The sequence below is a fragment of the Actinomadura sp. KC216 genome, from assembly GCF_004348535.1.
Classification (GTDB): domain Bacteria; phylum Actinomycetota; class Actinomycetes; order Streptosporangiales; family Streptosporangiaceae; genus Spirillospora.
The window spans coordinates 1-4,537 of the sequence record NZ_SMJX01000485.1 but is presented as its reverse complement, the minus strand read 5'-3'; the positions used below and the strand labels follow the sequence as shown (position 1 = coordinate 4,537).

The window sequence follows — 4,537 nt, the reverse complement described above, 5'->3', positions numbered from 1 at the left end:
GGGTCGCGTTCCGGCATCGGGGCCGGGGTCGGCGCGGCGGCGGAGGAGGGCGCCGCGCGCGGGGGCCATTCACTGTGAGTCAGATCACAGACTCCGAATTCATCCGCATGCCCGGCCCGCGCGAAGCCAAGGCGACCAGCGCGATGGAGGAGCCGGCGTGGAACGGAACAACGCGCCGCATGCCGGCGGCGCCGCCGGCCGGACGGCCGTACTCGGCCATCATCCATCCCCGCCATTCCGGCGAACGAACCTCATCTGCGGCAACCATGTCGTCAGGCAGGGAGAGGTTTCGATGGACGGGGACTTCGGGCTCAGGCAGCGTCTCGCGGCGGGAGACGACGCGGCCCTCCAGCACGCCTACGACCGCTGCTCATCCCTCGTCTACAGGCTGGCGTTACGGGTGACGCGGAGCCGTGAAGCCGCCGAGGAGATCACGCAGGACGTGTTCGTCCACCTGTGGGAGCACCCGTACGCCTTCGACCCGGGCCGGGGGAGCCTGCGGACGTGGCTGGCGCTGCTCGCCCACCGGCGCGCGGTCGACTGGGTCCGCAAGGAGGAACGCCGGCGGCGGCTGCTGGACGCGGTCGGGAACCCCGAACCGGCCGCGCCCATCATCGACGTGATCATCGCCGACGAGACGGGCGCGCGGGTGCGGCGCGCGGTGGCGGCCCTCCCGCAGCGCCTGCGCGAGGCGATCGAGCTCGCCTACTACCACGGACGGACCTACCGGCAGGCCGCCGCCGAGCTGGGGTTACCGGAAGGCACCGTCAAGTCGCGGATCCGCACCGGGTTGCGCAGCATCGCCGACACCCTGGCCGAGGAAGGGAGCACCCCATGACCGAACCTCCGGTGGATCTGCGCGCGCGCACGCTCCAGGCGGCCCTGGCCCGCCGTCCTCCCGCCCGCCCTGCACCCGGCTTCGCCCGGCCCTACGCCGCGCTCGTCGCCATGCTCGACGCCCTGCTGGCCGACCTGCGTGACGCCGAGTGGCTGGCCGTCGCGGCCTACGACGACTGGGACGTCCGCGACCTGGTCGTGCACCTGGCCGCGACCGACGGGCTGGTCGGCGAGGCGATCGACGGGCGCGGCTCGTCCGCCGGCGAGGTTCTCGACCGGACCCGCGAGGCGATCAGCCGCTGCCCCCCGCCCCAGAAGGCGCGCCGGGCCTGGCGGCGGCAGGCGGACGCCCTGTGCGACCGCCTGACCGAGGCCGACGCGGGCCGGCGGATCGAGGTCGGCGGCCTGCGGACGCGCCTCTCCGGCCGCGTCACGCAACGCGCCTTCGAGACGTGGATCCACGCCGACGACATCGCCCGGGCGACGGGCCGCGACCTCCCGCCGCCGCTCCCGGAGCACCTGCACCCGATCGCCGACCTCGGCGCCCGGAGCCTGCCCGGCGGGCTCGCGCTGACCGGCCGCGCCCATCCCGACCGCGTCCTGCGGCTGGTCCTCGACGGCCCGGGCGGCGGGCGGTGGACGATCCCGCTGGGAAAGGCGGCGGGCGGTGACGGCCCGTCCGCGCAGGTGCGCATGGACGTCCTCGAATTCTGTTTCCTCACCGGAGGGCGCCGCGACCCCGCGAGCGTCCACGCCGAGACCAGCGGCGATCGGGCCGTCGCGCACGACGTGCTGGTGGCCGCCTCGGCCTTCTCCGGCCCGTAGACCGCGCCTGGGCCGACCGCGTGGCTCCGCCTTCGGCCACCTAATGTACTATCGTACATGTACGTCAGTACATTAGGAGCGGAGAGCATGCCGGAAGAGAGCGAGACGGCCGGGCGGACGCGGAGCCGGCGCGATCCCGCGGGGCGGCGGCGGGTGATCGTCGAGGCCGCCGCGGAGCTGATCACCGAGGTGGGGACGGACGGGCTGACGCACCGGCTCGTCGCCGCGCGGGCGGGGGTGCCGCTCGGCTCCACGACGCAGTACTTCGCGACCCTGGCCGACCTCCGCGAGGCGGCGATGCAGCACCTCGCGGACGAGATCGACGAGGGGCTCGCGGTCGTCCGCGAGGCCATGCGGGACATGAGCACCGCGCCCGCCGCGCTCGCGTCCGCGTTCCACGACTACCTGCGGGACGTGCGGCTCGTCCAGGCGGACAGCGCCCTGACCTGGGCCTCCGTCCACGACCCTCAGCTGCGCTCGCTGTCGCTGCGCTGGTTCGACGAGCTGGTCGCCATCCTGTCCGCGCACATCGGGCCCGCCAGGGCGACGGCGGTGGCGGTGTTCGCGGACGGCGCCACCTGGCATGCCGCGCTCCACGAGGAGCCCCTCGACCTGGACGTCCTGACCGGCGCCCTCACCGCACTGTTCACGGAGCCCCGATGAGCGTCGCGATGGGCAAGCCACAGGAGGCGTCGGCGCGGCGGCGGTGGGCGTCGGTCGTCGTGCTGTCGGCGAGCCTGCTGGTCATCACGATGGACCTGACGGTCCTCAACATCGCGATCCCCGAGATGTCGGCGGACCTGCGGCCGACGTCGAACCAGCTGCTGTGGATCGTCGACGTGTACTCGCTCGTCCTCGCGGGGCTGCTGGTGTCGGCGAGCGCGGTCGGCGACCGGTGGGGGCGCAGGCGGCTGCTGCTGGCCGGCTACGCCGTGTTCGGCGGCGCGTCGGCGCTCGTGCTGCTCGCCGGGTCGGCCGAGGCGGTGATCGCGCTGCGCGCCGTGCTGGGCCTCGGCGGCGCGATGATCATGCCGACGACGCTGTCGCTGATCCGCACCGTGTTCACCGACCCGGCCGAGCGCGCGACGGCGCTCGGGATCTGGGCCGCGGTGTCGGGGATCGGCGCGGCGGTCGGGCCGGTCGTCGGCGGGCTGCTGCTGGAGTACTTCTCCTGGCACGCCGCGTTCCTGGTGAACGTGCCGCTGATGGTGGCCGCCCTGATCGCCGGCGCGCTGATCCTGCCCGAGTCGCGCAGCCTGCGGCCCGGCCGCTGGGACGGGGTCGGCGCCGTGCTGTCGCTGGTCGGCATGGTCCTGCTCGTGTGGTCGCTCAAGCGGTTCGCGAAGGAGGAGAGCCTCGCCGTCCCGCCCGGGTGGGCCGCGCTGATCGCCGCGATCGTGACCCTGGGCTGGTTCGTCGCGCGCAGCCTGCGCCGCCGCGACCCGCTCCTCGACATGCGCCTGTTCGCCAGCCGGCGCTTCACCGCGGGCACCGTCGCGGCGCTGGGCGCGACGTTCGCGCTGGCCGCCGCGCTGCTGCTGCTCGCCCAGTGGATGCAGCTCGTCGAGGGGTTCGGCCCGATCGCGACGGGCGTCCGGCTGCTTCCGGTCGCCGCGACCGCCACCCTCGCGTCGGTGCTCGCACCGTGGCTCGCCCGGCGGACGGGCGCCAGAAGCGTGCTCGCTGGAGGGCTCGCCGTCGCGGGCACCGGCATGCTCGTGCTGTTCGCCGTCCCCGGCGATCTCGCGTACTGGCACGTCCTGGTCGCCCTCAGCCTGGTCGGCGCCGGCATCGGGTCGCTCGCCATCGCCTCCGCGATGATCATGTCGGGCAGCCCGGGGGACCGGGCGGGCAACGCCGCCGCGATCGAGGAGACCAGCTACGACCTGGGCAACGTCCTCGGCGTGGCGGTCCTCGGCAGCGTCGCGGCGCTCCTCTACCGCACCGGCCTGGACGACGATCTCGGCACGCTCGACGCCCCGGCCGCGGCGGCGTCGCGCGAGTCCCTCGGCTCGGCGGTGGCGATCGCCGACCGGCAGGGCCTGCCCGACCTCGCGGCCACGGCGGGCGCGGCGTTCACGGACTCGATGCAGACGACGTCGCTGCTCGGCGGCCTCCTGATGATCGCCGTCGCGGCGGCCGTCTTCGCCATCGTGCCGAAGGGCACCGACATCACCGAGCAGGCTTCCTGAGCGTGGCCAGCGCGCGGTCCGGTTCCCAGTGGGCACGCAGGGACGTTATGAGCCCGTCCTCGTCCACCGTGTAGACGATGACGCAGTCGATCGTCATCGTGGCGCCGTCGCCGGTCGTCGTGGTGATCGTCACGATGTTCGCGCAGCAGGGGCCGTTGGCGAACGAGTCGGCCACGGCGAAGTCGAAGCTCGCGATGGTGGAGATGAAGCCGTCCCAGAACGCCTCGATGCCGTCGCGCCCCCGGTGCCCGCGCCCTTCGGGATCGAGGAACGACGGCCCGACGGGGTCCTCGATCAGGGCAGCGGGCGCGAAGAGCTCCAGCCATTCGCCTTTGCGCCCCGCCATGACGGCGGCCATCGAGGCCCGCGCCGCCCGCCGCGCCGGATGCTCCCCACCTATAACGTGTTCCTGTTTCATGTCCGGGCGATGACCCTTTCCGCGAACCGCTCCAGATTCTCGATCTTCTTGTGCAGCGGCTCTTTGTCGGGCCCTTTCTCGTAGGGCATCCGGAACCCGACGATGACGTCGGTGACGCCCTTGTCCTCCAGCCGTTTCACCCCGTCGGGCGAATAGGCGTCCGGCGAGATCACGTGAACCTCGAAGGGCTCACCGGCCCTGCCCTCCGCCTCCCGTATCTCGCCGAGCCTGGCCAGCAGGGCGTCCAGGTCGCCCCCGCCCGCGT

General features: G+C 73.6%; 7 protein-coding genes. 4 read left to right on the top strand and 3 right to left on the bottom strand.

Annotated features, from left to right (window positions below):
- Positions 1 to 79: 79 nt before the first annotated feature.
- On the bottom strand, positions 80 to 223 hold the full coding sequence (locus tag E1264_RS44245) for a hypothetical protein (RefSeq protein ID WP_165964640.1): 144 nt from the start codon (positions 221 to 223) through the stop codon (positions 80 to 82).
- Between the two features lie 69 nt (positions 224 to 292).
- Here E1264_RS44245 and E1264_RS40590 point away from each other — a divergent pair, with 69 nt between their 5' ends.
- From E1264_RS40590 to E1264_RS40575, 4 genes are all read left to right on the top strand, one after another.
- Positions 293 to 838: a sigma-70 family RNA polymerase sigma factor gene (locus E1264_RS40590; RefSeq protein WP_132182575.1), complete on the top strand. Its 546-nt coding sequence runs from the start codon at positions 293 to 295 to the stop codon at positions 836 to 838.
- Entirely contained in the window at positions 835 to 1,662 is an 828-nt protein-coding gene (locus E1264_RS40585; RefSeq protein ID WP_132182573.1) for a maleylpyruvate isomerase family mycothiol-dependent enzyme, read from the top strand. Before E1264_RS40590 ends, E1264_RS40585 begins: the two co-directional genes overlap by 4 nt.
- A gap of 87 nt (positions 1,663 to 1,749) precedes the next feature.
- Positions 1,750 to 2,325, top strand: a complete 576-nt coding sequence (locus E1264_RS40580) for a TetR family transcriptional regulator (RefSeq protein WP_132182571.1) — start codon at positions 1,750 to 1,752, stop codon at positions 2,323 to 2,325.
- Complete coding sequence (locus E1264_RS40575; protein ID WP_132182569.1) at positions 2,322 to 3,854, top strand: MFS transporter; 1,533 nt, start codon at positions 2,322 to 2,324, stop codon at positions 3,852 to 3,854. The genes E1264_RS40580 and E1264_RS40575 overlap by 4 nt, the downstream gene beginning before the upstream one ends.
- Here E1264_RS40575 and E1264_RS40570 read toward each other — a convergent pair.
- Entirely contained in the window at positions 3,835 to 4,272 is a 438-nt protein-coding gene (locus E1264_RS40570) for a nuclear transport factor 2 family protein (RefSeq protein ID WP_132182567.1), read from the bottom strand. The genes E1264_RS40575 and E1264_RS40570 overlap by 20 nt on opposite strands.
- Positions 4,269 to 4,537: hypothetical protein (locus E1264_RS40565; RefSeq protein ID WP_243711476.1), on the bottom strand; the 269-nt coding region annotated here is incomplete at its 5' end. The genes E1264_RS40570 and E1264_RS40565, both read right to left, overlap by 4 nt.

Excerpts from the sequence above, each read along its gene's own strand:
- E1264_RS44245 (WP_165964640.1), bottom strand. The coding sequence starts at position 223 with ATGATGGCCGAGTACGGCCGTCCGGCCGGCGGCGCCGCCGGCATGCGG.
- E1264_RS40590 (WP_132182575.1), top strand. The coding sequence starts at position 293 with ATGGACGGGGACTTCGGGCTCAGGCAGCGTCTCGCGGCGGGAGACGAC.
- E1264_RS40585 (WP_132182573.1), top strand. The coding sequence starts at position 835 with ATGACCGAACCTCCGGTGGATCTGCGCGCGCGCACGCTCCAGGCGGCC.
- E1264_RS40580 (WP_132182571.1), top strand. The coding sequence starts at position 1,750 with ATGCCGGAAGAGAGCGAGACGGCCGGGCGGACGCGGAGCCGGCGCGAT.
- E1264_RS40575 (WP_132182569.1), top strand. The coding sequence starts at position 2,322 with ATGAGCGTCGCGATGGGCAAGCCACAGGAGGCGTCGGCGCGGCGGCGG.
- E1264_RS40570 (WP_132182567.1), bottom strand. The coding sequence starts at position 4,272 with ATGAAACAGGAACACGTTATAGGTGGGGAGCATCCGGCGCGGCGGGCG.